This window comes from Microbulbifer maximicatervae (SeqCode), assembly GCF_052468295.1.
Map to the genome: position 1 here is coordinate 2945499 of NZ_CP174340.1, position 25796 is coordinate 2971294.

21 protein-coding genes and 1 tRNA gene are annotated in these 25796 nt (G+C 51.6%); 10 read left to right on the top strand and 12 right to left on the bottom strand.

Annotation, left to right across the window (positions count from 1 at the left end; all coding sequences use genetic code 11):
* Positions 1 to 5: 5 nt before the first annotated feature.
* The 3 genes from ACJJIQ_RS13435 to ACJJIQ_RS13445 form a co-directional block, all read right to left on the bottom strand.
* The gene (locus ACJJIQ_RS13435; RefSeq protein ID WP_445362161.1) at positions 6 to 1028 is read right to left on the bottom strand and encodes a segregation and condensation protein A; all 1023 of its coding nucleotides are present in this window, start codon (positions 1026 to 1028) and stop codon (positions 6 to 8) included.
* 53 nt (positions 1029 to 1081) lie between these two features.
* Entirely contained in the window at positions 1082 to 1705 is a 624-nt protein-coding gene (locus ACJJIQ_RS13440; protein WP_282933701.1) for an L-threonylcarbamoyladenylate synthase, read from the bottom strand.
* Between the two features lie 92 nt (positions 1706 to 1797).
* Positions 1798 to 2754 (bottom strand): PHP domain-containing protein, encoded by a 957-nt coding sequence (locus ACJJIQ_RS13445; protein ID WP_445355947.1) that lies wholly within the window; start codon positions 2752 to 2754, stop codon positions 1798 to 1800.
* A 196-nt stretch (positions 2755 to 2950) separates the two neighbouring features.
* On the opposite strand from ACJJIQ_RS13445, the gene ACJJIQ_RS13450 reads away from it, so the two are divergent.
* The 7 genes from ACJJIQ_RS13450 (at position 2951) to rlmB (ending at position 7873) form a co-directional block, all read left to right on the top strand.
* Positions 2951 to 3670 carry a VC0807 family protein gene (locus ACJJIQ_RS13450; protein WP_282933704.1) on the top strand — a complete coding sequence of 240 codons (720 nt, stop codon included), beginning with the start codon at positions 2951 to 2953 and terminating at the stop codon, positions 3668 to 3670.
* A 34-nt stretch (positions 3671 to 3704) separates the two neighbouring features.
* Positions 3705 to 4004: a YciI family protein gene (locus ACJJIQ_RS13455; RefSeq protein ID WP_108734042.1), complete on the top strand. Its 300-nt coding sequence runs from the start codon at positions 3705 to 3707 to the stop codon at positions 4002 to 4004.
* A 30-nt stretch (positions 4005 to 4034) separates the two neighbouring features.
* Positions 4035 to 4715, top strand: a complete 681-nt coding sequence (locus ACJJIQ_RS13460; protein WP_282933705.1) for a TIGR04211 family SH3 domain-containing protein — start codon at positions 4035 to 4037, stop codon at positions 4713 to 4715.
* Between the two features lie 154 nt (positions 4716 to 4869).
* Complete coding sequence (locus tag ACJJIQ_RS13465) at positions 4870 to 5463, top strand: peptidylprolyl isomerase (RefSeq protein WP_444907626.1); 594 nt, start codon at positions 4870 to 4872, stop codon at positions 5461 to 5463.
* 3 nt (positions 5464 to 5466) lie between these two features.
* Positions 5467 to 6225, top strand: a complete 759-nt coding sequence (locus ACJJIQ_RS13470; RefSeq protein WP_444907625.1) for a pyridoxine 5'-phosphate synthase — start codon at positions 5467 to 5469, stop codon at positions 6223 to 6225.
* Entirely contained in the window at positions 6225 to 7094 is an 870-nt protein-coding gene (locus ACJJIQ_RS13475) for a Rossmann-like and DUF2520 domain-containing protein (protein WP_444907624.1), read from the top strand. Before ACJJIQ_RS13470 ends, ACJJIQ_RS13475 begins: the two co-directional genes overlap by 1 nt.
* Complete coding sequence (gene rlmB / locus ACJJIQ_RS13480; protein ID WP_445362162.1) at positions 7091 to 7873, top strand: 23S rRNA (guanosine(2251)-2'-O)-methyltransferase RlmB; 783 nt, start codon at positions 7091 to 7093, stop codon at positions 7871 to 7873. Before ACJJIQ_RS13475 ends, rlmB begins: the two co-directional genes overlap by 4 nt.
* A gap of 357 nt (positions 7874 to 8230) precedes the next feature.
* Here rlmB and guaA read toward each other — a convergent pair whose 3' ends face one another.
* Both guaA and guaB read right to left on the bottom strand, forming a co-directional pair.
* Positions 8231 to 9808: a glutamine-hydrolyzing GMP synthase gene (guaA, locus tag ACJJIQ_RS13485; RefSeq protein WP_445362163.1), complete on the bottom strand. Its 1578-nt coding sequence runs from the start codon at positions 9806 to 9808 to the stop codon at positions 8231 to 8233.
* 101 nt (positions 9809 to 9909) lie between these two features.
* Positions 9910 to 11397 carry an IMP dehydrogenase gene (guaB, locus tag ACJJIQ_RS13490; protein ID WP_282933710.1) on the bottom strand — a complete coding sequence of 496 codons (1488 nt, stop codon included), beginning with the start codon at positions 11395 to 11397 and terminating at the stop codon, positions 9910 to 9912.
* A gap of 174 nt (positions 11398 to 11571) precedes the next feature.
* Here guaB and xseA point away from each other — a divergent pair, with 174 nt between their 5' ends.
* The gene (gene xseA / locus ACJJIQ_RS13495) at positions 11572 to 12924 is read left to right on the top strand and encodes an exodeoxyribonuclease VII large subunit (protein ID WP_445362164.1); all 1353 of its coding nucleotides are present in this window, start codon (positions 11572 to 11574) and stop codon (positions 12922 to 12924) included.
* A 73-nt stretch (positions 12925 to 12997) separates the two neighbouring features.
* A complete protein-coding gene (locus ACJJIQ_RS13500) occupies positions 12998 to 15298 on the top strand; it encodes a transporter substrate-binding domain-containing protein (RefSeq protein WP_445362165.1) in 2301 nt (766 codons plus the stop codon).
* Between the two features lie 14 nt (positions 15299 to 15312).
* Here the strand turns inward: ACJJIQ_RS13500 and ACJJIQ_RS13505 are convergent, their stop codons facing one another.
* The 3 genes from ACJJIQ_RS13505 to ftsH form a co-directional block, all read right to left on the bottom strand.
* The gene (locus ACJJIQ_RS13505; RefSeq protein WP_445362166.1) at positions 15313 to 16290 is read right to left on the bottom strand and encodes an NAD(P)H-quinone oxidoreductase; all 978 of its coding nucleotides are present in this window, start codon (positions 16288 to 16290) and stop codon (positions 15313 to 15315) included.
* A 204-nt stretch (positions 16291 to 16494) separates the two neighbouring features.
* Positions 16495 to 18792, bottom strand: a complete 2298-nt coding sequence (locus ACJJIQ_RS13510) for a TonB-dependent receptor (protein WP_445362167.1) — start codon at positions 18790 to 18792, stop codon at positions 16495 to 16497.
* Between the two features lie 588 nt (positions 18793 to 19380).
* Positions 19381 to 21354 carry an ATP-dependent zinc metalloprotease FtsH gene (ftsH, locus tag ACJJIQ_RS13515; protein WP_444917841.1) on the bottom strand — a complete coding sequence of 658 codons (1974 nt, stop codon included), beginning with the start codon at positions 21352 to 21354 and terminating at the stop codon, positions 19381 to 19383.
* 365 nt (positions 21355 to 21719) lie between these two features.
* On the opposite strand from ftsH, the gene ACJJIQ_RS13520 reads away from it, so the two are divergent.
* Positions 21720 to 21796 (top strand) — tRNA-Arg (locus tag ACJJIQ_RS13520).
* Between the two features lie 446 nt (positions 21797 to 22242).
* Here ACJJIQ_RS13520 and ACJJIQ_RS13525 read toward each other — a convergent pair.
* The 4 genes from ACJJIQ_RS13525 to ACJJIQ_RS13540 are packed head-to-tail and all read right to left on the bottom strand — an operon-like array spanning position 22243 to position 25680.
* Positions 22243 to 23082: a sulfite exporter TauE/SafE family protein gene (locus ACJJIQ_RS13525; protein WP_444907616.1), complete on the bottom strand. Its 840-nt coding sequence runs from the start codon at positions 23080 to 23082 to the stop codon at positions 22243 to 22245.
* Between the two features lie 25 nt (positions 23083 to 23107).
* A complete protein-coding gene (locus ACJJIQ_RS13530) occupies positions 23108 to 23620 on the bottom strand; it encodes a flavin reductase family protein (RefSeq protein WP_445362168.1) in 513 nt (170 codons plus the stop codon).
* A 25-nt stretch (positions 23621 to 23645) separates the two neighbouring features.
* Complete coding sequence (locus ACJJIQ_RS13535) at positions 23646 to 24674, bottom strand: methionine synthase (protein ID WP_445362169.1); 1029 nt, start codon at positions 24672 to 24674, stop codon at positions 23646 to 23648.
* A 28-nt stretch (positions 24675 to 24702) separates the two neighbouring features.
* Positions 24703 to 25680, bottom strand: coding sequence for a DUF1852 domain-containing protein (locus tag ACJJIQ_RS13540; protein WP_445362170.1), 978 nt, complete (start codon positions 25678 to 25680; stop codon positions 24703 to 24705).
* Between the last annotated feature and the right edge of the window lie 116 nt (positions 25681 to 25796).

Genomic DNA, 25796 nt, shown 5'->3' on the forward strand with positions numbered 1-25796 from the left:
ATTTTCTAACTCGAATACATTTCCGACGCTTTATCCGAGGCCTCTACAGCGTCCTCTGGATCTTCAACCTCTTCGAGAGTCTGATCCTCAAGCTCGCTGTCAGTACCGTCTTCGCTTTCACTGCTGTGGGTAGCAGCGCGAGCACGCACGTGGATCGGGCCAAAAGCTTCATTTTGCACCAGCTCCACCAGTGACTCTTTTACCAGCTCCATCACTGCCAGGAAGGTCACTACGACACCGAGGCGACCCTCCTCAACGGTAAACAGGCTGACAAAGGGCACAAACTGGCCGTGGCGGATCTTATCCAGCACCTGGGTCATACGCTCGCGGGTGGACAACTTCTCCCGCTCAACCTGGTGGCTCTCAAACATATCCGCACGCCGCAGCACATCAGCCAGGGCGACCAGGACTTCTTTCAAGTCAATTTCAGGGTCGGGGCGTGTGATACTGCGATCGGGAGCCTCTGCATTGGCCTGATGGACATCCCGGCCAACACGGGGGATTTCATCGAGATCCTCAGCCGCAGTTTTGAAACGCTCATACTCCTGCAACCGGCGAATCAGAGCCGCCCGGGGGTCCTCGCCCTCTTCCTCCTCCGCTTCAGGCGGTCGCGGCAACAACATCCGCGACTTTATTTCCGCCAACATAGCGGCCATGACCAGATACTCGGCGGCCAAGTCAAAGCGAATTGCCGTCATCATCTCCACATACGCCATATATTGATGGGTAATGTCGGAGACGTTGATCTCGAGAATATCCAGGTTTTGGCGGCGAATCAGGTATAGCAGGAGATCCAGAGGCCCCTCGAAAGCCTCCAGAACAACTTCCAAAGCATCTGGTGGAATAAAGAGATCCTGCGGGAGGTCGTTAAAGATTTCGCCCTGCACCAAAGCCAGGGGGGAATCCTCATCCGAGTCCTGGCCCTGCGATTCCGCATCGCCAGCCTGGGCAGGAGCTTCATCATCGCTCGCCGCAACCTCGGCCAGCACTTGCTCCTCGACCTCTGCTAGTAACTCATCACTGGACACCCTGCCCCACCCTCAATCGTGCAAACGCGCGATTATACACGGCGCCGCAGCTTTCAGCCGAGTATTTCGTCAGTTGCCCCACATCCCTGACGAATCAGTTGGGGCTCATCCCCCGTCAGGTCGATCACGGTGGTGGGCTCCAACCCGCAGAAACCGCCATCGATAACCAATTCCACCTGGTGCTCCAGGGTATCGCGGATATCGTAAGGTTCGGTTAGGGGCTGTTCTTCGCCGGGCATAATCAGGCTACAGCTCATCAACGGCTCGCCCAATTCTTCAATCAGGGCCAGGGCGATGGGATTATCCGGCACGCGAATACCGATGGTCTTGCGCTTCGGATGAATTAACCTGCGCGGCACCTCGGCGGTCGCCGGCATAATAAAGGTATAGGAACCCGGCGTATGATTCTTTAACAGCCTAAACATCTGGTTGTCGACCTTGGCATAGGTCGCCAGCTCCGATAGGTCTCGGCACATCAATGTGAAGTTGTGCTGCTTGTCCAGCTGGCGCACTCCTCGAATGCGCTCAACCGCCAGCTTCTCTCCCAGTCGACAGCCTATGGCGTAAGCTGAATCGGTGGGAAAAACAATAACGCCCCCTTGGGCGACGATCTCTGCTGCCTGAGTGATCAGGCGGCCTTGAGGATTATCCGGATGAATCTGAAAAAACTGCGCCACAAAGCCCCCCAAAAGCCTTACCGATTGAAAATACCTCACTGCCATCCACCAGGCTTAAAGCCGGGCGATGGCCCCCAATTCACAAGCCGGAATCAGGGCAGCGAAACGTGACCCCGCTGTTCCCGGTGCAGAGTGTGCCACAGATTCCACACCGGCTCGACGTCTGCGGGCAACCTGACACAACCCAATTCACGCCAGGGCTGCTCCGGCTGGTGAAAATCGCTGCCAAGAGAGCAATATGGCATCGACTTGCCCGCTGCTTCCGCAGCCGAGAGTAACAATTTCTTTAACTCTCGGGTCTGTGTCGGGTTTTGCCGACCGCACAGCAGCTCTACCGCATCCCCATTTTCTTCAAGAAAAGCTCCCAGCAGTCGCAATAACTGGGTGCGCGTCAATCCGTACTTAAGCGGGTGGGCTAATACCGCATAACCACCAGCACTGTGAATAGTGGCGATGGTCTCACTCAACTGGGGCCACTCAACTCTCACATCTCCTACTTTGCCAGCCCCCAGGTAACGCTTAAACGCCTTACCGGTATCGTCTATATGCCCAGCTTCCACCAGCCATCGTGCGAAATGGGGCCTACCCAGTACCGAGTCGCCCGCCAGGGCACGCCCACCCTCCAAGGCACCGCTAAAACCACGCTTTTCCAGCTTCTCCGCGATACGCTCTGCCCGTTCCTCGCGCAACTGCTCACGCAGCTGAATGGCTTCTTGCAGAGGCCCCGATTCGGGATTGATGTTCAGGCCTACAATATGTACGGGTCTGCGCCCCCAAAGACTGGAGAACTCAATCCCCGCAACTACATCTACGCCCAAACAGTCACCTTCCTGTTGAGCCTCAGGCACACCATCCACCGTATCGTGGTCGGTCAGGGCGAGCATCGTCACACCTTGGGATTTCGCTCTCGACACCAGCTGCGCAGGACTTAAAATACCGTCAGACGCGGTACTGTGGCAGTGCAGATCTACCAGGTCTGTATTCAAATCGGCTGAAAGGGTCTTCAACAACAGGCTCTCACTCAGTTCGACGATGAAAAAGATCGCCATATCCGTCTTTTCAGGAACAATCGCCCTATTGCGCTGTCTATGCGGCACTCGGCGTTTTCAGGGATAAGGCCCGAACTAGCAGTCACTTACAGGTGGCTCGCCAGGGCCGAAGTCTGACAGTAGTTTTGTCAGCGGGGAAATTGAACGGGCTATCAGCCCCATCAGTTTCCAGCGGGCATTATCACCGGAATTGAGTATGACCGAAACGAATTCGACCACGACATCTCCCGAGAAGCCTAAAAAGGAAGGGTTTCTCAGCAATATCGCCTTCAATGTCATTATTCCGACATTGATACTGACCAAACTTTCCGGGGATGACTGGTTGGGCCCAACCTGGGCATTGATAGTGGCCCTGGCCTTCCCACTGGGTTATGGCCTTCGCGACCTGCTGCGCCTAGGCAAGGTCAATTTCTTCTCAGCCCTCGGGTTTATTGGCATCCTGCTCACTGGCGGCATCAGCTTGCTCAAGCTGGACCCGCAGTATATTGCGATTAAGGAAGCTGCAATCCCTGGCCTACTGGGTGTTGCAACGGCACTATCCGTTTATACCCGCTGGCCGCTGGTCAAAACCCTGCTTTACAACGATCAAATCCTGAATACGACAAAGATCGCCGAGTCATTACAGGCCAATGGTAACCAGCCAGCCTTCGACCGCACCTTGCGCCAGACTTCATGGATCGTTGCCGGGTCATTCTTTTTCTCCTCGGCACTGAATTACATTCTCGCCAAAATGATCGTCACCAGCCCGCCGGGCACCGAGGCCTATAACACCGAACTTGGCGAAATGACCGCCTATGGATATCTGGTTATTGCGATCCCATCAACCCTGATTCTGATGGGTGCACTCTTTTTCCTGTTCTCCCGTATCGGCAAGCTGACCGGGTTGAAACTGGAAGAAGTGATGGTTGCGCAATAACACCTTAAAAAAACTAACAAGAGCATTAAAAACAATGTGGTACGCAATCATCAGTGAAGATGTTAGCGATAGTCTCCCTTTACGCAAAAAAGCCCGCGCCGGTCATTTGGCCCGACTCAACCTTCTAAAAGATGAAGGCCGTCTCCTGGCCGCCGGCCCAAATCCCAGCATCGACAGTGAAGAGCCCGGTGAAGCCGGCTTTACCGGTAGCCTGGTAATTGCTGAGTTCCCCTCTTTGGAAGAGGCCAAAGCCTGGGCTGACAGTGACCCCTATATCGAAGCAGGCGTCTATGCATCGGTTACAGTCAAGCCCTACAAGCTTGTACTGCCCTGATAAAAACTCTAACTAACAAGCTGCATCACAATGAAGAAATTACTGTCCGGTGTGCTCGCTGTAGCGCTGTTGAACTCAGCACCAGCGGCACTTGCAGCGGAGACCCGCTATATTACCGACCAACTTCACGTGCCCATGCGCTCCGGCAAAGGCAATGAATTCCGGATTCTGCACCGCGGCCTGGCCAGCGGTACCGAACTGGCCCTGCTCGAAGATGCCGCCTCGGACGGCTGGGCAAAAGTGCGCACCCCCAACGGCACTGAGGGCTGGATCAGACGCCAATACCTTGTCAGTGAGCCCGTGGCAAAACTAAAGCTGGCAACCGCAGAAGCCAACTTGGCCCGCTTTGAAAAAATGGAAGGCAACCTGGGGGGAGAAGTTCGCCGGTTGGAGACAGAAAACGGCGAATTGAATAGCGCCCTGACTTCTGCCCAGCAGCAGAGCCAGGAATTGGCCGCCGAACTCAAGAGCCTGAAGTCCCTTTCTGCCGACGCAATTTCGCTCAACGATCGCCACCAAAAGCTCCTGCATCAGTACGAGTTGCTGAAACAGGAAAAAAGCATGGCGGAGGCGGAAATTCAGCGCCTGTCCGGTAGCGATGCCCGCAAGTGGCAAGTGTACGGTGCCCTATCCGTTGTATTAGGCGCTATTCTGGCGATGATTGCCCCCCATGTGCGCCCGCGCAAACGCAATTCCGAATGGGCCAACTGATCTCCCTCGCTACAACCAAAATCGCTTACTATACGCCTGTGGGAATGCTGAAAAGCATCCCTCAGGCAGCGATATTCAAATACTTTCTCTCTACCTATAACCATTCGCTGGCACAGTAGTAAACCGATTACCCCCGGACACTCAAAGGACACGGATGATGCGTAAATTAGTTATTTTTCTTTTCTGTACTCTATTCAGCCTTCCGCTATTTGCCCAAAACCCTCAGGTGAAACTAGAAACTGATCTTGGGGTTATTCGTATCGAGCTATATGCCAAGCAAGCACCAGTCACCGTAGAGAACTTCCTCGCTTATACCGATAGCGGCTTCTACGATGGAATTATCTTTCACCGTGTTGTGCCTGGATTTGTCGTCCAAGCCGGTGGTTTCACTTTTGATTTCCAAAGAAAAGAAACTCGCGAGGCTATCGCCAACGAGTCAGCTAACGGACTCCAAAACCTGCGTGGCACTCTCTCCATGGCACGCACAAATGATCCCGATAGTGCCACGTCCCAGTTTTTTATTAACTTGGTCGATAACACCCGCCTGGATGCCAGCGAGGATAAGCCTGGCTACGCAGTTTTTGGCAAGGTTATCGAGGGAATGGATATCATAGAAAAAATTGAGCGGGAACCCCGAGGCCTTTATCGCAGGCACCCAGAGGCTCCCAATACTCCGATTCGGATTCTTTCCGCAAAACGAATTACAGCCAGCGACAACACAGTCGCTGAACACAGCAAGGGAGAATAAGCATTGATCGCTCTCAGCGTAAACCTCAATAAAATTGCCTTAATCCGCAACTCCCGCGAGGGCAACTTTCCCGACGTAATCGCCCACGGGCGCACTTGCCTCGACGCCGGGGCCCAAGGTTTGACCGTACACCCCCGTCCAGACCAACGACATATTCGCCCCGGCGACGTGCGCGACCTGGCAGAACTCTGCGCCAGCCGCAAAAACATAGAGTTCAACGTTGAAGGCAACCCCTTCGCCGCTCCCCTGGGGGACTACCCCGGCCTAATACCACTGGTTTTGGAAACCAAACCAGACCAATGCACTTTGGTTCCCGACACCAGTGATCAGCTCACGTCTGATCACGGCTTTGACCTCAAACAAGATGGAGATCGATTAGTTCCGATAATTGATCAACTTAAAAATGCCGGAATACGTGTCAGCCTGTTTATGGATCCAGACCTGGACCAAATCAGCCTGGCCAAACAGGTCGGGGCTGACCGTATTGAGCTCTACACCGGCCCCTATGCCGAAGCCGTAACCAAACAGAGCCCAGAGCTGGAAACAATTTTCTCTGCCCACTGTGCCGCCGCTGAGCACGCACATCAGCTGGGACTGGGGATTAATGCCGGCCATGACCTCAACCTGGTTAACCTACCGCGCTATCGCACATTACCGGGCTTGCAGGAAGTCTCCATAGGCCACGCCTTTACTGTCGATGCTATCAGCATGGGCCTGGAGAATGCCGTTAACGCCTACGTCGACTGCCTCGCTGGTAGCTGATGCAAAGCCTCAATATTATTGGCGCGGGCCGCCTTGGAAAAACCCTGGGGCGGCTGTGGCAGGAGAGCGGTGTATTTGGGATACAGTCAATTTATAACCGCAGCCTCGAAAGTGGACAAAGTGCCTGTCGATTTATCGGTGCAGGCAATGCTGTCGATTCCCTCTCGGCAATGCCTTCAGCAGACCTATGGCTGATTGGCTGTATCGATAGTGAAATCGCTATATTTGCGCAGAAACTTGCCGATAGCGGGCTGGTCGACGAGCGCACTATTATATTCCACTGCAGTGGCGCTCTCAGCTCTAAAGAACTAGCCCCCTTGAGACCCGCCCTGATTGCCAGCGCTCACCCGGTTCACAGTTTTGCCGAACCGGAAACCTCGCTGCAAACATTTGCCAAAACCAGTGTCGCTGTCGAAGGGGATAGCCATGCAGTAGAGGTTATTTCTGTGGCTTTTGCAGCCATTGGCTGTGAAACACTGGCTATTGATCCCCTTAACAAGTCTCTGTACCACGCTGGGTCAGTGATCGCCTCCAACTACCTCACCACCCTAATGGACCTGAGTTTACAAAGCTTTTCAGCCGCCGGCATAGAGCGGGACAGTGCCCTTCGCCTGTTGGCGCCGATTGTTTCACAGACTCTGCAAAACAATTTGGAGCTGGGACCAGAGAGGTCGCTGACAGGTCCCATTGCCAGGGGGGATGTGGAAACCGTTGGCGCCCAGGTGGAAAGCCTAGCTTCAGTAGATAGCCAACTGGCACTTTGCTATCGCCATCTGGGCCTCGCCTGTGTAGAGTTGGCGCGGCGCGGCTCGCTCTCACCTGAGAGCGCAGCCAGATTGATCGAACTGCTGAGTGAGCCAACGCGGTGAAAGACTCCTCCGAATACCTGGAAAAAAAAGCCTTCTTCGATAGCCTCCTGACAATTTATGGGCGCAAGCCTGTACTCGAGGCTCTCGAGGATTTATCTGTACCCGTCCATAAATTACATCTGGCCAGCAGCAACCGGCGCGACCAGCTAATCCAGCGAATAGAAACCCTGGCGGAAGAGCGTCAGATTGAAATTGCTTACTGGGATCGCAAGGGCCTGTCCCGGATTTCGAAGAATTCCCGTCAGGACCAAGGTGTAGCCCTCGACCTGGCCCTGCCCCACTACGGCAGAGCGGAGGACTTTTTACAGAAGGTTGCAGCCCCAGAGCACAAAAACACCTATGAACTTCTGGCCCTGGATGGCATAACCAACCCTCAAAACCTGGGCATGATTATTCGCTCAGCCTGTGCCGGCGGCATTGATGGAATCATCCTGCCAAAGAAAGGCTGTGCACAGATAGACCCCCTGGTTATCAAAGCCAGCACAGGCACACTGTTTAAAACCCAGATTTTGCGCTGTGACAAATTGGCAGCCACCCTGGGGGAGTTTCGCGAAGCGGGGGCTCAGGTTTGTGGGCTGTCATCCCACGCCCGGACCACCTTGAAAGAGGTCTCCAGTAACGTCTTCACAATTTTTGTGCTGGGCAATGAAACCCACGGTGTTAGCGATGCCGTCGCAGCTCAGTGCAATGAACTGGTGCGTATCCCCATGCAAAACGATGTGGAAAGCTTGAATGTAGCGGTCACGGCCGCACTAATTAGCTTCCGTCGAGAAATCTAACTCTGCCCCTATGGGAGGTGCCCGCCTCCCACTCCCTCAACTTATCCCACGAGTTCAATCCCAATCTAACCAGGATTATCCACTACCCACAGATTCTGTGGATATCTCTGTGACTAACTTAGAGTAGTAGGCCGCAAAGGCCCGCCATTTGGTCTTTGTGACAATATGAAGAAAAAATAAACAACCCGGGAAACGCTCAAAAAATCAACGAGTTAGCGAAGTCTTAGCTGAGCGTTTAGCGACAATCCGTACCAATTAAAGATCGAATAGAGAGAAGGGGCCGCTGTGGAAAATGAGACGCGAAGCCCAAAACAAAAAAAGAAAGGGGTGCTAAGCACCCCCCTCTTGATTCTGCAGTTACTCCCACTCAATTGTCGCGGGAGGCTTGCTGGAAACGTCGTAGACCACACGAGAGATGTGCTCTATCTCATTGATAATGCGGTTCGAAACCTTCTCAATCAGCTCATAGGGGAGATGCGCCCAACGCGCTGTCATAAAGTCCACAGTCTCTACCGCGCGAAGAGCAACCACGTATTCATATCGACGGCCATCACCGACAACACCCACAGATTTTACCGGAAGGAATACGGCAAAGGCCTGGCTGGTCTTGTGATACCAATCGGCGTTGTGCAGCTCCTCGATAAAGATCGCATCTGCCTCTCGCAGAATATCGGCATACTCCCGCTTTACCTCACCAAGAATCCGCACGCCCAGACCCGGTCCCGGGAAGGGGTGGCGGTAAACCATATCGTAAGGCAGGCCCAGCTCCAGGCCGATCTTACGAACCTCGTCTTTGAACAGTTCACGCAGGGGCTCTACCAGCTCAAACTGCATATCCTCCGGTAAGCCGCCCACATTGTGGTGAGACTTAATCACATGGGCCTTGCCGGTTTTTGCGGCGGCGGACTCAATAACGTCTGGGTAGATAGTGCCCTGAGCCAGGAATTTCACGTCCTGTAACTTGGAAGCTTCGCGATCAAAAATCTCAATAAAGGTATTACCAATGATTTTGCGCTTGGCCTCAGGGTCTTTTTCACCTTGGAGGCGCCCAAGGAAATCCTCTTCCGCATCAGAACGGATAACGCGGACGCCCATATTGTCGGCGAACATCTGCATTACCTGGTCGCCTTCGTTTTTACGCAGGAGACCATTATCTACAAATACGCAGGTCAGCTGATCGCCAATAGCCTTGTGCAGCAAAGCGGCTACCACAGAGCTGTCGACACCACCGGATAAACCGAGCAGCACCTTGCCCTCGCCCACCTGATCGCGGACTTTAGCAATAGAGTCTTCAATAATGTTCGCGGGAGTCCAGAGCTTCTCACACCCGCAAATATCAATCACGAAGTGCTCATAAATACGCATGCCTTGCAGGGTATGAGTCACTTCCGGGTGGAACTGTACACCGAAGAAATTCTTCTCAGCGTTGTACATACCGGCAATTGGACAGGAATCGGTGGAAGCCAGCAGCTCAAAGCCCTCTGGCATCGCCACTACCTTGTCGCCGTGACTCATCCAAACATCCAGTAAGGAACTGCCATCATCAGCGATATGATCTTTGATATCGCTCAACAGGTTGGATTGGCCTTCAACTTTTACCTGGGCATAGCCAAATTCGCGAATATCGCTGCCCTGTACGGTGCCTCCAAGCTGATGAGCCATGGTCTGCATGCCATAGCAAATGCCCAGTACCGGCACGCCCAGTTTATAAACCGCTTCCGGCGCGCGCGGGGAGCCCTCTTCCGGTACCGACTCGGGGCCACCGGCGAGAATAATGCCCTTGGGCTGATACTCACGAATTTCCTCTTCGGTCATATCGAAAGCGCGAATTTCAGAAAATACGCCCAGCTCGCGAACACGGCGGGCAATCAATTGTGTGTACTGGGACCCGAAGTCGAGAATGAGTATTCGACTGGAATGGATATCTTGGCTCATGACTTACTCGATAACTGGATTAAATAACGGCAAACGGACCTTGAAGGTCCGTTTGCTGCTTGTTCCATCTAAATTTTTTTCACCTGGAGAAGGTCGAAGGCTTAGCGTCGGCCCACTGGGTAGTTGGGGGCTTCTTTGGTAATTTGAACGTCGTGGACATGGGACTCACCCATACCGGCTGCCGTGACCCGGACAAACTCTGGACGAGTGCGCATGGTCTCGATATCGACACTGCCGGTGTAACCCATGGCTGAACGCAAACCACCCATCATCTGATGAACAATGGCTGACAGCGGACCTTTATAAGGCACTCGACCTTCGATACCTTCCGGTACCAGTTTTTCAGCGCCCTTGCTCGCATCCTGGAAATAGCGATCGGAAGAACCCTGGGTGCGAGACATAGCACCGAGAGAACCCATCCCACGATAGGACTTGTAAGTACGGCCCTGATAGAGCTCAACTTCGCCCGGCGCCTCTTCGGTACCGGCGAACATGGAACCCATCATAACTGATGAGGCGCCGGCAACAATTGCCTTGGAGATATCGCCGGAGTAACGGATACCACCGTCGGCGATCATGGGCACACCAAATTCTTTAAGGGCTGTGGCAACCTCTGCAATTGCCGTCACCTGGGGTACACCGATACCCGTTACGATGCGGGTGGTACAGATAGAACCGGGGCCGATACCCACTTTGACTGCATCCGCACCGGCCTCAACCAGTGCACGCGCTGCGTCAGCCGTAGCGATGTTGCCACCGATCACATCCACCTGGGGGTGCATTTCCTTAATGCGGCGCACGCGCTCAATCACGTTGCGGGAGTGACCGTGGGCGGTATCTACTACCAGCACATCAACGCCGGCCTCTACCAATGCGGCTACGCGATCATCGGTGTCCGGGCTGGTGCCCACAGACGCGCCCACACGCAGGCGACCGTCGGAATCCTTACAGGAGTTCGGGTACTGCTCTGCTTTGTTAAAGTCTTTAACAGTGATCAGGCCGCGCAACTCAAAGTTGTCGTTAACCACCAGTACCTTTTCGATACGGTGTTTATGCAGCAGTTCGCGTACTTCGTCGGGGCTCGCATCTTCGTGGGCCGTCACCAGACGCTCTTTCGGCGTCATAATGCTGGCGACACTGACGTCGAGATCAGTTAAGAAGCGAACGTCGCGGCTGGTAACGATACCTACCAAATCGCCACGATCCATTACCGGCACACCGGAAATATTGTGGTGACTGGTCAGCGCGATCAACTCGCGCACAGTGGCATCGGACTCAATAGTAATAGGGTCTTTTACAACACCGGCTTCAAACTTCTTCACCGCGCGAACGGCAAGAGCTTGCTCTTCTATCGACATACTCTTGTGAATAATGCCGATACCCCCTTCCTGGGCCAACGCAATGGCCAGGCGAGCTTCCGTCACCGTATCCATAGCAGCGGACACAATGGGGATGTTCAGGGTAATGTTGCGGGAGAGTTGGGTTTTTAAACTCACATCCTTGGCCGTGACCTCGGAATATCCGGGCACAAGTAGGACGTCGTCAAAAGTGAGGGCTTCGCGCGCGATGCGCAGATTGGATTCAGACATTGTTGACACTCAAACCTCGAATAGGCGGGATTGGGTATCGGCGCGATTATACCTCTACGCGCCCAAAGCGCAAACATCAATTTGCAGAAAAACGGATTTGTACAGTAAAGCTCTTTACCTATAAGGGCGATACTGCAATATTGCTCCGCCCAATACGCGCGACGAGATTCACCGATGCAGACAATTCCCCCTAGTCAAAATGCCAAGCGCAGCGTGCTGTCGGTAAGTGACCTGAATCGGGAAGTTAAACATCTTCTGGAAAGCAGTGTGCCCCTTCTATGGATCAGTGGGGAGATTTCCAATTTTTCCATGCCCAGCTCCGGACACTGGTATTTTAGCCTTAAAGATGCGCGGGCCCAGGTGCGCTGCGCCATGTTTCGCGGTCGCAATCGCAGTGTCGCCTTTCGGCCGCAAAATGGTCTCGAGGTTTTAATCCGGGCCAGGGTGAGCCTGTACGAAGGGCGCGGAGAATTTCAGCTAATCGTTGAGCATATGGAGGAGGCCGGCTTTGGCGCCCTGATGCGCCAGCTGGAACAGCTCAAAGCAAAACTGAATGCCGAAGGCCTGTTCGAAACAAGCAGAAAGCGCTCTCTTCCGTTTTTGCCAACCAATATCGGCATTGTCACTTCGCCGACAGGCGCGGCAATACGGGATATGATTCACGTATTGGGCAGGAGACACCCTTCTGCACAAATTGAAATCTGGCCCGTAGCCGTTCAAGGTCAGGGTGCCGCTCAGCAAATCGCGGCAGCGATTGAAAAAGCCGGCCGCAGTGGTCGCCACGATTTATTAATTGTCGGTCGCGGCGGAGGCTCCCTGGAAGACCTGTGGTCTTTTAATGAAGAAATTGTCGCCCGCGCACTGGCCGCAAGCCCTATTCCCACTATTTCTGCAGTCGGCCACGAAACCGATACGACTATTGCAGATTTAGCCGCAGACCTGCGCGCCCCCACCCCTTCTGCCGCGGCGGAAATAGCCAGCGCCAATGCTGCAGAAATTTTACAGCGGCTTGACCAGGTCCAGCGCAGATTGCACCGCGCCATGGACAACCGACTGAAGCATTTATCTCAACAGGTTCAATTGCGACGCAACCGTTTGCGCCACCCCAAGGAGCAGCTCCTCAACCAAGCCCAACGCCTGGATCATTTGGAGATGCGCCTGGTAGCAGCTTGCCAACAGCAAATCCAAAGTCGCAAATCCCAATTGGATTCCGCCTCCAGAGCTTTTGCCCACAACCTACCGACACGCCGACTCGACAATAGTCGAAAGCAGTTAATCCAACTCAAGGGAAACCTGGAGCGTGCGATGCAACTGATATTACAGCGCGGCAGTGACAAACTCTCCCACGGGGCCCAATTACTACAAAACATCAGTCCCCTGGCAGTATTGCAGCGAGGCTACGCCATTGTTCTGGATTCAGAAAATCGCGCAATTCGCGATAGTGCAGAATTGGAAACCGACCAGCAAGTCCATATTAAGCTGGCCAAAGGGAACTTCACTGCAAAAGTTAATACCATCGAAAACTGATTTCTTTAACAATTAAAGAGCGCAAATCAAGCGACACTATAATGGTTGAGGTAGAGTGCCTTCGGAGCAATATATGGATAGTGAATCTACTGCTATCCACCTCAACCAGTGGACCTTGATACTACTTTCAGTACTACTGCTTGCCCTTGCAGCCTGCACGGAACCAGATCGTGAATCTGGAGTAGCCGAATCAGTCACCATGTCAGCTGCCGAAGCGCAGGATGCCGACAAGCGATCAGGGCAACTGCCTGAAGTAACCCCCGCTAAAGAACAGCAAGTCAACTACATTGAAACCGGTGACCTTAGGGACATAAGAAAACACGGCACAATTCGGTTCGTTAATTTAACCGGTGCTTCCGAGGACCTGTTACCTCGTGACGATGTGGTGAGTCTCCGTCACTTCGAACTTGCCAACAAACTGGCCAAACAGTTAAAGCTGGAACCCAAGTGGATAAAAGCTGAAACACCCGATGACGCGGTGCAAATGCTGATCGATGGCCAGGCAGATGTAATCGCCTATAACCTGACTGTCACTGACGCCCGTGAAGAAATTATTGACTTCACGGTTCCTCTTCGCCATTCGCGGTTAGTACTAGTCACTGGTCCTGAGGGTCCAGATATTTCAGATGCGAGCAAATTAAAGGACCTGGAATTTATTATCCCCGCCGGCTCCTCTATTAAAGAAACTGCAGAGCAACTTGTTGCCGAAAATCCAAACTCAAACCTAACTATTCGAGAAATTGATATTAATGGTAACCGAGATACCCTGCTGGATATCATCAATGGCCAGAAGAACCGGGTTGCTATTTTGGAGGATTTTTCAGCCCAGGATTTGCGCAATTACCGCGATGACATGCGGATTGGTGCAGATGTATCTGAAGTGCAAAATATTGCCTGGGGCGTACGCAAAGATTCCAAACGCCTACATACCACTCTCGATAATTTTTTGACCCGCAACCTGGTTAAATCCCAGGAAGAACGCATTACCGATTGGAAGGGTATTAAAAAATCGGGAGTAATCAGGCTACTCACTTATAACGGGCCGACAACCTATTTCTTATGGAAAGGGGTATTAATGGGGTTTGACTACGACCTGGCCCAGGCTTTTGCCAATAAGCACAAACTCCAACTCCAGGTTATTGTTGTCCCCTACGAAGAAGACCTTGCCGACTGGCTGAGGGCAGGTCGCGGTGACTTTGCCGGGGCCGAGCTCAATATTACCAGTGCCCGTGAAGACCAGGGCATGGTCTTCACCAAGCCCTATGTCGAATCCACAGACCAGATTGTCAGTGGTAAAGGCAGCCCTCCCATCACCCAGATTCAGGATCTGAATGGTCGCAAGTTAACCCTGCGCGCCTACTCGTCATTTATTGAAACCGCTGAAACACTGAAAGAAGCAGGTATTGATGTCGATATCCGTGTGGCGCCGCCAGATATTTCCCAGTCCCAAATCTTCTCATTAATCGCCGACGGGCTGGTAGATGCGACTATATCCCACTCCGGTCGAGCCAAGATTGAGGCATCCGTTCAGCCACAACTGGTACTCGGAACCCTTATCGGTGACCCGCGTCCACAGGGCTGGATGGTATTAAGACAAAATTGGCACCTGTTACAGAACTTGAATAAGTTTTTGAAAAATTACAGAAAAACGAGCCAATATCAAAAACAATACCAGGCTTATTTTGAGCCGAACAAACGATTTACCCAGCGAGTAAGTTCCCGGGTAATACCGGGAGAAAACCTCTCTCCTTACGATGAGTTGGTGAAGGAATCCGCCTTTAAATACGATTTTGATTGGCGCATGATCGTCGCGCAAATGTGGCAGGAGAGCAATTTCAACCCTAAAGCCGTATCTCCAGTTGGAGCGCAGGGATTGATGCAGGTGATGCCTGCCACAGCCGAGGAAATGGGATTTCCTCCGCCGCTGTTCGAACCTGAAAGAGGTATTAAAGCGGGGGTAAAATATATGGATTGGGTGCGCGATCGCTTTAATCCCGCTTTGCCAACCGTAAATAAACTCTGGTTTACTCTCGCTTCCTACAATGCAGGATACGGCCACTTACTCGATGCCCAGCGGCTGGCTAAAGAACTGGGACTGGATCCCAATGTGTGGTTCGACAATGTGGAAGTCGCCATGCTGAAACTGGCCCAGCCCCAGTACTTTAAACGGGCTAGATACGGCTATGTGAGAGGCTCTGAGCCCGTGCAGTATGTACGCAATATCAGCAATCTATACAAAGCCTATGTGGAAATGATGAGCGATGATGTGACAGTCCGCCCACCTCTACAGCGCCTGCCCGGCAAAATCTATTGTGAACCCGGGGATGTGCCTGAGGGCGTTATTCAGCGGATGCCCACTTACTCCTCGCCCTAGGCAGCCACAAGTCCTTACAAGGTTAAAACTATTTTCCCGGTGATAGTACCGGACTCCAGTAATTTATGGGCCTCAACCGCCTGATGCAGAGGAAACTCAGCGGCTAGTTGCGGCCGCACTTTACCCGCTTCAACTAGCGGCCAAACCTTCTGTTCCAGCGATTTTGCAATACCGGCTTTCACTTCTGGCGAGCGAGCCCTCAATGTTGAGCCGGTCAATGTAAGCCGTTTCAACATCACCGGCATCATATTTACGTCTACTTTAGCGCCTGCCAGGTAGGCAATATTCACGATTCTGCCGTCGTTAGCGGCCACACGAATATTGCTATTGATATAGCTACCGCCCACCATATCCAAGATAACATCAGCTCCGTGATCATCTGTCATCTCTCGCACAACGGAGACAAAATCTTCATCCCGATAGTTGATCGCCTTCTCCGCTCCCAAGGCCACACAGGCTGCGCATTTATCTTCTGTTCCCGCAGTAGTGAAAACCCGGGCTCCCAATTGATGAGCCAGCTGGATCGCCGTGGTACCAATGCCAGAGGAACCACCATGGATTAAAATCACCTCGCCCGGTTTTAAACCAGCGCGGTCAAATACATTAGTCCATACGGTGAAAAAAGTTTCCGGCAATGCAGCTGCCTCAATAAGAGTAAGGCCTGCGGGGACCGGGAGGCATTGTCCCTCTGGAGCTATTGCAAACTCTGCGTAACCTCCACCATTGGTCAGGGCGCAAACTTTATCTCCCACCTGCCAGCGCACAACTTTTTCCCCGACTTCAACAACCTCACCAGCCACTTCCAATCCCAATACCGGCGATGCTCCGGGAGGTGCCGGATAATGCCCTTGGCGCTGCACAAGATCAGGGCGATTAACCCCAGCTGCGGCTACACGGATAAGGACTTCGTCTGCGCCGGGAGCAGGCTTATCCATCTCCTGCAATTGCATGACTTCAGGCCCGCCAAATGTAGGCAGATCAATAAACCGCATATTTTTCCCCTTTATAGGTTCACTTTTATTGCCACGCTAACAAAACAAGAGTATCAAAAATCATCAAGCAGTTTTTTATTCAACACGCAACCCAATAAAAAACGGCCAGCCCCATCACAACTTTTAATTGTGAAAAGGAACTGGCCGTTTCGAAGTTTGTTAACTTAAAAATATACCCTTTAAGCTAGCAATTTTTAGCTGTAGTTACAGTTCGTAAAGAAACTCAACCCCCATAACACGACCTTTATTCAGTGGGGTAAAGCTGGCACCGATACCGCCTAGTTTTACTGGCAGCTGGGTATCATTAGCCTCATTCACTTCATCCAACATGTTCTTGCCGAATACAGAAACTGTGTACTGACCACTATCAGGGGTAAATCCAATACTGAAGTCGAGCATTTCTACTTCAGACAGCATACCCTTGTTATCATCCGTATATGGCGCTTCATCGCGATGATTAAAGTTAATGCGGGAAGTCAGGGTTCCGAGGGAGCCCAGGGACAGGTCGTGCACCAACCCTACACCATAAGTCCAGGGCGCCAGGCGAGGAATCTCTAGGCCCAGGTCTTTATCATCCACAACACCATCAAAATTCAGGTCACCCAGTACCTTATCGTAATCGCCATCCACATAGCCCACATTGAAGGTAAACAGCAGGTTGTCACTCAGTGCCGCCATCGCCTCCAATTCCGCACCGCGAATAGTGGCATCAGCGGTATTGCGGATAATCTGGGCCACACCAGACAATGCATCAGCGAGGTTTTCCTCCCGCTGCATATCATAAATAGTGTTGTGGAATACCGCCATATTGGTGCGCAGGCGGCCATCAAGCCAATCTACTTTGGCCCCAACTTCAAAGCTGCTTTGCTCTTCCTGATCTGTTACCTGCGGGGTGTAAGGCATTGCTGTGGTCGGATCTATGCCTGCATTACGGAAGTTATACCCTCCACTGCGGAAACCCTTGGTCCAGAATGTGTAGAGCTGCGTCTCATCTGAGACAGTCCACTGTAAACCAATTTTGGGAGTGAAGGCATTCCAGCTTTCGCTATCTTCAAAGTCGTAGGCAGCACAGCCATCCAGTGTGCAGAGGTTCAGGGGAATAGAGGCAATCTTCGCATCTTTCTCCTCACTCGAGTAGCGTCCACCAAGCGTTAGCACCCAAGCTTCGTCCAAGTCGATATCAGCCTGGGTAAAGAATCCATAAGTACTGTGATCCTGCACACCACCACCGGTCCAATCGAAAATGCCGCCTTCACCATCGGCCAGTAAACGATTTTCCAGGTAGGTTACATCCTGGGAGAACCAATAGACACCGGCAGTGATGGCCGTGCGACCGAAACGGCCGGCATAGCGCAACTCGTTACTCAATTGGCTCTGGTCCACACTTGAGTCCGCATGGAAACCGACAAAAGGCAGGGAATCAATATCCCCCAAGCCCCGCGCCTCATATTCACGCCAAGCCAGGATATTTGTGATGGTGCCATCACCGAATTCAACATCTTTATTAAACTCAGTAATGATCTGGGTCCACTCATCTTTTTGATAACCCTCTTCGTCCTGGGCTACCTCAAAAGAGTCTTCACTATTGTCCCAATCAGGAATACCGTAAGCCTCCGCAATCTGGGTCGCGCTGGGATAGGCAATAAAACCGTTACCAGTATCAACTACATAAGCTTCATTGCCACGGTTTTGAGCGACAACCCCATCGGAGTCCATGCGCCCGTGCTCCATCCGCACAAGCAGCTCTGCCGTTTCATTGAGTTGAACACTAAAGCTTGGGCGAATAAACCAACTGTCAGAGGCACCGGCATTATCATTGCCGGTGGCAACATTTTCGAACCAGCCGCGGTCATCGTTGTAGTAAACGGTCAAGCGGCCGTTAACATCGTCAGAGATGGCACCATTAATTGAACCCGCAGTCACCACATCGAGATTGTCCGTTGTGGACACCTTGAAGCGAGCAGAGAACTCATCGGTTGGGCGCGCTGTTTTAACAACGACAGCACCACCGGTAACATTACGGCCAAATAATAGGCCCTGCGGACCACGGAGAACTTCGATACCCTCCAGATCAAACACATCGGTAACAACACCCGCATTCACACCGAGGTACATACCATCGACAAAGACCCCAACAGTGGGATCAATTGATGGAATAGAGCTATTCACTCCAAGACCTCGAACAGTGAAATTTGCCGTATTTTTAACAGTACCCACATCCTCCAGCTGGACATTGGGCATTTTGAAAGAAAGGCTTTGTAAATCCTTAGTTTGCAGAGCCTCCAGCTGGTCACCGGAATAAGCGGTAGCCGCTACCGGAACATTCTGAAGTAATTCTGCGTCTGCACGCTTACGGGCTGTTACCTGCACTTCTTCCATAAGGGTGCCGACTGCTCCCTCTGCGGCATAACTGGGGCTAATACCACTGGCTAACCAAAGAGTTGCTACGGAACAGGCGGAAAGCAGAGCAGAGTGCTGCTTGGGTTTTGACGGACTTCCCATGTTTTCTCTCCATTGTTTTATTTTTTTTATGTACAACAACGGACTTATCGCAATCGGTACTGCCTGGCCCCACCGCTCTACCTCTATAAAGAGGCTCCGACTAAGTGAAGCTCCGATTCAAGACCGCGCTGATAAAGATGCACAGATTTCGTTGTGAATCTGTGACATGGACAGGTTACAGGCTCGCAACCGTGTGTGGAAGTCTATTTAACGTAAATGTCTGTAAAAATAACTCAATTAGTCTGGAAAGTTCTTTCAACTTGAAGAAAAAAATTAACGGGAATGGAAAAAATAAAATTATGCACTGTTTAAGGGCGATACCTTAAGTTGCCCTTTTACTTAGAAAATTGATTATTTTCAAAAAAGCCAATGACAATATGTATCTAAACCACCCCAAAAACACAAAACTTTTTGTCTATTTTAAATTGATGCGCTCTCAGCTCTTTTAGATTAGCCTGAAAGTGCCCTTCGATATTTCAGGTTAACGGCAATTCAAAACTAATAAACTCAATTAACCTGGTACATTTAAATACATTAAATTTGACCAGCGGGTCTACCTGAAAAATAAATTTCCATTAAAGCCAGGAGCTATTTCGGCGCAATAGATGTGTCATCACCACCCGCAGCCACATGGGAAAGTATTTCATTTATTTCGGCTGCATCGAGGGTTTCTTTTTCCAAAAGAGCCCCAGCCAATGCATCTAATTTTTTGCGATTTTTTGTCAGCAACTGATCTACTTTCATCTCAATACCGCTGATCAAAGCAATAATTTCGTCATCAATAATCTCTGAGGTGTGTTCGCTGAAGTCCTTCTGCTGGGCCATCTCGCGCCCCAGGAATATATGCTCCTCTCCCCGGCGGAAAGCAACGGGGCCTAATTTTTCACTCATCCCCCAGTGCGTCACCATGTGACGGGCCAGTCGCGTCGCCTGCTTTAAATCTGCCTCTGCACCAGTGCTCACCTCCTTGAATACCACCCGCTCAGCGACCCTCCCTCCAAGCATTACGCCGATACGATCGCGGAGATAACTGACCTGCATACTGTGATGCTCTTCGGTGGGAATCTGCTCGGTAGCGCCGAGACTGTGCCCCCTGGGGATAATAGTCGCCTTCTCCAAGGGGTCTGCATTCGGCAATAGCGTTGCTACCAGCGCATGTCCCGCTTCGTGGTAGGCGATAATCCGCTTGTCCTCTTCACTGATAACCATTTCGCGCTCGCCACCGAGAACCACTTTATCCCTCGCCCTCAATAAACAATCCATATCCACTGCGGACTTATCTTCTCGCCCCGCCAACAGTGCGGCCTCATTAATCAGGTTTTCCAGATCCGCGCCGGCAAAACCCGCGGTCAGGGCCGCGAGCCGCTCCAGATCCACCTTGCCGTGCAATGGGACATCGCGGGAATGAATCTCAAGAATTTCCTTGCGTGCGGCCTTGTCTGGAAGGTCCAGAGTAATTTTTCGGTCAAAGCGCCCTGGTCTTAGCAGCGCCGCATCGAGAACGTCGGGCCTGTTGGTTGCCGCAACCACCACCACCGCTTCCTGGGGATCAAAGCCATCCATCTCACCAAGAATCTGGTTGAGCGTCTGCTCCCGCTCATCGTGTCCACCACCAACACCCGTTCCCCGCGCCCGGCCGACGGAATCAATCTCATCGATAAAAATAATTGAAGGAGCATCTTTCTTGGCTTCGGCAAACATATCCCGCACACGGGAAGCGCCCACCCCTACAAACATCTCAATAAACTCAGAGCCACTAATACTGAAAAATGGCGCTTCACTCTCACCGGCCAGCGCTTTCGCCATCAGGGTTTTGCCAGTGCCGGGAGGGCCCATCAGTAAAATGCCCCGGGGGATCTTCGCTCCGAGCTTGCGATAGTGCTCCGGATTCTTGAGGTACCCCGCCACTTCTTGCAGGTCCTTCTTCGCATTTGCCAACCCGGCCACATCATCGAAAGTCACCTGGGACTCACTGCGCTCAAACCGCTTTGCTGGTGATCGAGCAAAACCGAAGGGACTGCCGGGAGCCCCACTCGCCATCTTTTCCTGCATTCGCCGCCCCATCCAAACCAGGAGCCCAATAATCAGTATCCAGGGCAGAAGCAGAATCAACATCCGCTGCATAAAGCCCCCTCCCGGGGACTCTGCCAGGATTTCCACTTTCTCCTTTTCCAGCAGGGGGAGCAGATCGGGGTCCTGAACGGAAGGTAGAATGGTTGTGAAGTGCTCAGGCTGTGGAGCCTTTTTTTCTTTCTCGCCAGTGTTTGACGCCGGCAGCTTGCCCGCCTCCGGCTTAAAAGTGCCGCTGACTCTATCCCCCTCGATAACCACGCTGGCAACTTTGCCTTCGGCGACCTCTTTCTTAAAGTCACTGTAAGCTAACTCAGTCCGCTTGCCAGAAAGCTGTCCGTTAGTGCAGTACTGTACAGTCAGTATTAAAAGGAAAATCCACAGGAAGTACTGAAGCCAATTCAGCGGCCCTTGCGGAACCGGCTTTCCCGATGGCGGTGAAGGAGACTCCCCCTGCGGCAGCTTTCGCTCTTGGTCCTGCTCGTCCGCCATATATTCTCACTATATCTCTGGAGAAGCCTGCCGCCGGAAGATAGGCCGGACCTGGCAATGGGCAATGGAAAAGGTGTGAATCATCGGAATCCCGGTAGAGTAATGAGTATAGTTCGCCGCCAATCACACCGAAGAATTTAATGCCTCGCCCCTGGATCACTGGCGCAATCGGTACTCAAGGCATATTTTTCAAAGTAAGACTTGCAAATTGAGGAAAGGCACGGCAGAATTCGCGCCCTGTCGAGACTGGTCGACCGCTCCCAGAGGGCCCCAGAAACTCGATAAGTTGCGGATTTTTAAGGATTTTTTTCAAAAAGAGGTTGACGGCAACGAATCAACTCTCTATAGTTCGCACCCATAACGACGCGCTCGTAGCTCAGCTGGATAGAGTACCTGGCTACGAACCAGGCGGTCGGAGGTTCGAATCCTCCCGAGCGCGCCATACAAAGAAAAGGGCTTACGTTTCACGACGTAAGCCCTTTTTTGTTGTAGAACAGCTAGTGCCAAACTGCTCTTTGCACAATTTATTCTTCGCGGCCTCGCCCTACCCCAGCAACCCCCCTTCACTTCAAGCAATCACAAACAACTTGAATGACCCAACAGGGTTAAAAACAATCTTTTTCATTCGCTCCATACAGCGGATAGATATGCGCACATCAGTCAGCGGGAGCAATTGCACCAACTGTCCAACCTCCAGATACGTTAATCCATTTTCATCTCACTAGGGTCCTGTGCTCGACCAGAGATTTCGACACACAAAAGAAAGTAAGGAGTTAATACTCCTAACTTGGGCCCGATCGCACCTGGAAGAGGATTGAAGCCCCCTCCCACCTTTGCAGCCGCGCCTACACCGAGATAGCAATCGATAGACTGCAATTCATTGATGCCTCAGAGAAGAAAACTCCCACCCACGCAGAGCAACAGCAGGGCAAACAAACGCTTAAGCAATCGCGGAGATAACTTGTGGGCCAGTCGCGCTCCAAAACGGGCGAAGGACATGCTGGTGATAGCGATGCCGACCATGGCTGGCAGGTAGATAAAACCAAAACTCCACTGCGGCAGTTCAGGTTGCTGCCAACCAATAGCCACAAAACTCAGAGCGCCGACGGCAGCAATCGGCAGACCACAGGCTGAGGAAGTTGCCACTGCTTGCTGCATCGGCACGCTGCGCCAGGTTAGAAAGGGTACTGTCAGTGTGCCGCCGCCGATGCCAAAGATGGCAGAGGCCCAGCCTGTTACCCCGCCGGCCGCTGTCAGCCCCAGCTTGCCGGGAACAGCGCGACTGGCCTTGGGCTTAAGCTCCAGTGCCATTTGAATGGCAATGGTGATAGCAAATACACCAATAATCTTTTGTAGCATCGGCCCCTGAATAGCTGCCGCAGTAAAGGAGCCGAGACTTGCACCGAGAAGAATACCCAGGCTCATCCAGGCAAACGTCGGCCATAGCACCGCGCCTTTGCGCTGATGCTCCAGAACCGAGTTAATCGAAGTAAACACAATAGTCGCTAGCGAAGTGCCCACAGCCAGGTGAGTCAGTACATGCGGATCGATACCCTGAGCTGTAAAACTGAACACCAGCACAGGTACAATGATGATGCCACCACCGACGCCAAACAAACCGGCCAACACCCCGGCCACAGCCCCTAGCAGCAGGTAGAGTAGAAATTCCATAAATTCCTCGAATTGATTGATGCGGGTTTCTTCTGGGAGCAGGCGATGGGGCCGCATGTCCGCAACCCGTTGCTCACATGTATTACCCGACTGGGGACACCGCAGTAAGGTTGCGATATTGACCCTTGAAATACAGAAGTGGCTGCCTGGCAGCAGCTTTTTGTAGGTTTAACGCCTTCACCTCACCAATCACAATCAGGTGATCTCCGGCGGCGTGTTCAGCATGAATTTCGCAATCAAGCCAGTGTAGGCTGCCGGCGATAATGGGATTCCCCAGCGGCGATTCCTGCCATTCGACCTCGCTCCATTTGTCCGCGCCTTGACGAGCAAATTGGTTGGAAATCTTGACCTGATCATCCGACAGGATATTGACTGAAAATCGACCTGCCTGGCGAATTTTGGGGTAGCTGTACGAACTCGACATAACGCTGAATGACACTAATGGCGGGCTCGTCGATACGCTATAAAACGACTGGCAGGTAAAGCCTATCGGCTCATCCTCACGGCGCGATGCGATCACGGTAATACCGGAAGCGTAATGCCCCAGTGCCTCGCGAAAGCGCAACGGTTCTATGGCTGTACTGGAAAGTGACATGGGAGCACCTAAATATTGTAGACAGCTAAACCGAGAGCTCTCTTCGAACAATTTCTGCACCTGCACTTAACGCATTGAGCTTACGGTTCGCAACCTTACGGGATAGAGGCGCCATACCACAGTTCGTACAGGGATAGAGATCCTTAGCATCCACATACTTGAGTGCTTTTCGCAAGGTATCGGCGACTTCCTCCGGTGCTTCAATCGTGTTGCTTGCCACATCAATAGCGCCCACCATCACTTTTTTACCACGAATAAGCTCAAGGAGATCCATTGGAACATGGGAGTTGTGGCATTCGAGCGAAATTAGATCAATATTGGATTTTTGCAGCTTTGGAAACGCTTCTTCATATTGTCTCCACTCTGAACCCAGAGTTTTCTTCCAGTCTGTATTGGCTTTGATACCGTAGCCATAGCAAATATGTACGGCAGTTTGGCATTTCAGCCCCTCGATGGCTTTTTCTAAAGTGGCAATCCCCCAGTCATTCACCTCATCAAAAAACACATTAAATGCGGGCTCATCAAATTGAATAATATCAACACCCGCAGCCTCTAGCTCACGCGCTTCCTGATTGAGAAGTTTGGCAAATTCCCAAGCGAGCTTTTCGCGGCTTTTGTAGTGGCTATCGTAGAGAGTATCAATCATTGTCATGGGACCAGGTAATGCCCACTTGATAGCTTGACTGGTTTGCTTGCGTAAAAACTTAGCATCTTGAACAAATACTGCTTGTTGCCTAGATACTTCGCCAACAACTGTCGGCACGCTCGCTTCATAGCGATTGCGGATTTTAACAGTTTCCCGCTTCTCGAAGTCAACGCCGTTGAGGTGCTCAATAAATGTAGTCACAAAATGTTGGCGGGTCTGCTCTCCGTCACTAACGATATCGATACCGGCTTGTTGTTGCTCTTGTAATGTCAGGCGCAAGGCATCCTGCTTACCCTCTTGTAATTGATCGCCCTTTAATTTCCAGGGGGACCAAAGTTTTTCGGACTCTGCAAGCCAGGATGGTTTAGGCAAGCTTCCAGCGCTTGAAGTTGGCAATAGGCGATTCATGAAAAATAATCTTATCTATATTTGTTAATTAAAGCGCGTAATTAGCGGCCCACTGATCAAGGATACTTCTGTATGGCTTGATAAATTGTTCTTCAGTAAACTTCCCTTGCTTTATAGCCAGCTGGCTACGCTCTTCCCGGTCATAAACAATTTTAGTGAGTGAATAATCCTGATGCTTCAAACTGGGCTGATAGCAGGTCCCCGCTACAGAATTTGCATTGTATATTTCAGGCCGATATATCTTTTGGAAGGTCTCCATCGTGCTGATAGTGCCGATAAGCTCAAGATTCGTATAATCACCAAGCAAATCACCTTGAAAGTAAAAAGCCAAAGGGGCAACACTATCCGGCGGCATAAAATAGCGAACCTGCAAACCCATTTTCTCAAAATACTCGTCAGTTAAAGAGTATTCGTCCTGCCGATACTCAACACCGAGTACGGGGTGCTGATTTTCAGTTCGATGATAAGTTTTACTGCTCGATACACTCAGACAAATAACAGGGGGCTTGCTGAAACTATCCTTGTAGGCACTTGAATTCAGGAACGATTGAAAAATTTTCCCGTGAAGATCACCATAACCTTCAGGAAGGCTAAACTTGTCTTGCTTCTTGTTATGCTCCAACAACAATACGCTGAAATCATAATCCCGCACATATGAAGAAAAGTTGTTTCCTACTATGCCCTCAATCCGTTGATTGTTTTTATGATCAACAATATTCGTCTTCAATACTTCAATGGTAGGAAAGGCTTCTCCGTTGCCTTCAATATCAATATCAACGGAAATAATATCCAGCTCTACAGAGTAACGATCTGCACTAGGGTTGTCCCAATGCGCCAAGGCATTGAAACGACGATCAATCATTCTCAAGGTGTTGAGCAAGTTATCCCGACGGCTCTCCCCTCTCGCCAAGTTCGCAAAATTGGTGGTGATCCGCGTGCTATCCGCTGGACGATAGTTTTCATCAAAGCGTAAGTTCTTGATGCTGAATGCAAACTCTTTATTCATTGCGGCCTGGTATCCTGATTCCTAAGGCAAAAACTGAGTTCTTTGCTTGGTGATTGACATTGCCAGGCAGGATAAGCTTCTTTATAAATGAACAAAAATGGTATATTTTCAACTAT

What these genes read in the sequence shown, in the direction of transcription:
- ACJJIQ_RS13500 (WP_445362165.1), top strand. Translation starts at nt 12,998, where the DNA reads ATGGATAGTGAATCTACTGCTATCCACCTCAACCAGTGGACCTTGATA.
- ACJJIQ_RS13460 (WP_282933705.1), top strand. Translation starts at nt 4,035, where the DNA reads ATGAAGAAATTACTGTCCGGTGTGCTCGCTGTAGCGCTGTTGAACTCA.
- ACJJIQ_RS13510 (WP_445362167.1), bottom strand. Translation starts at nt 18,792, where the DNA reads ATGGGAAGTCCGTCAAAACCCAAGCAGCACTCTGCTCTGCTTTCCGCC.
- ACJJIQ_RS13535 (WP_445362169.1), bottom strand. Translation starts at nt 24,674, where the DNA reads ATGAATCGCCTATTGCCAACTTCAAGCGCTGGAAGCTTGCCTAAACCA.
- ACJJIQ_RS13445 (WP_445355947.1), bottom strand. Translation starts at nt 2,754, where the DNA reads ATGGCGATCTTTTTCATCGTCGAACTGAGTGAGAGCCTGTTGTTGAAG.
- ACJJIQ_RS13475 (WP_444907624.1), top strand. Translation starts at nt 6,225, where the DNA reads ATGCAAAGCCTCAATATTATTGGCGCGGGCCGCCTTGGAAAAACCCTG.
- ACJJIQ_RS13505 (WP_445362166.1), bottom strand. Translation starts at nt 16,290, where the DNA reads ATGCGGTTTATTGATCTGCCTACATTTGGCGGGCCTGAAGTCATGCAA.
- guaA (WP_445362163.1), bottom strand. Translation starts at nt 9,808, where the DNA reads ATGAGCCAAGATATCCATTCCAGTCGAATACTCATTCTCGACTTCGGG.
- ACJJIQ_RS13455 (WP_108734042.1), top strand. Translation starts at nt 3,705, where the DNA reads ATGTGGTACGCAATCATCAGTGAAGATGTTAGCGATAGTCTCCCTTTA.
- ACJJIQ_RS13540 (WP_445362170.1), bottom strand. Translation starts at nt 25,680, where the DNA reads ATGAATAAAGAGTTTGCATTCAGCATCAAGAACTTACGCTTTGATGAA.
- ACJJIQ_RS13465 (WP_444907626.1), top strand. Translation starts at nt 4,870, where the DNA reads ATGATGCGTAAATTAGTTATTTTTCTTTTCTGTACTCTATTCAGCCTT.
- guaB (WP_282933710.1), bottom strand. Translation starts at nt 11,397, where the DNA reads ATGTCTGAATCCAATCTGCGCATCGCGCGCGAAGCCCTCACTTTTGAC.
- ACJJIQ_RS13525 (WP_444907616.1), bottom strand. Translation starts at nt 23,082, where the DNA reads ATGCGGCCCCATCGCCTGCTCCCAGAAGAAACCCGCATCAATCAATTC.
- ACJJIQ_RS13530 (WP_445362168.1), bottom strand. Translation starts at nt 23,620, where the DNA reads ATGTCACTTTCCAGTACAGCCATAGAACCGTTGCGCTTTCGCGAGGCA.
- ACJJIQ_RS13450 (WP_282933704.1), top strand. Translation starts at nt 2,951, where the DNA reads ATGACCGAAACGAATTCGACCACGACATCTCCCGAGAAGCCTAAAAAG.
- xseA (WP_445362164.1), top strand. Translation starts at nt 11,572, where the DNA reads ATGCAGACAATTCCCCCTAGTCAAAATGCCAAGCGCAGCGTGCTGTCG.
- ftsH (WP_444917841.1), bottom strand. Translation starts at nt 21,354, where the DNA reads ATGGCGGACGAGCAGGACCAAGAGCGAAAGCTGCCGCAGGGGGAGTCT.